This is a genomic window from Erythrobacter sp. SN021, from assembly GCF_021864455.1.
In genome coordinates this window covers 1-287 of the sequence record NZ_JAKKUW010000223.1, presented here as the reverse complement: position 1 = coordinate 287, position 287 = coordinate 1, and the positions used below count along the sequence as shown (strand labels likewise).

The following is a 287-nucleotide window of genomic DNA, read 5'->3' as shown; positions in this document are numbered from 1 at the left end:
GTGTTAATGGCTTCAACTGCGATAGGTATAAAGGAGTGATTAGCTCCACAGATTTCTGAGCATTGACCATAAAAGATACCTGGTTGAGAGGTGGTAAATCCAATTTGGTTTAGTCGTCCGGGCACGGCGTCTACTTTTACACCGAGTGCAGGTACAGTTCATGAGTGAATAACATCTGCAGCGGTGATTAGTATTCGAATTTCTAGTTGTATGGGAACTACTACCCGGTTATCGACTTCTAGGAGGCGGTAATCCCCTGGTATTAGATCTGTAGTGGGGAGTATATA

At 43.9% G+C, this 287-nt stretch carries 1 pseudogene; it reads right to left on the bottom strand.

The window, feature by feature from the left end:
• A pseudogene (locus tag L5849_RS18170) lies at positions 1–284 on the bottom strand (cytochrome c oxidase subunit II); the annotation flags it as partial.
• Positions 285–287: the final 3 nt, after the last annotated feature.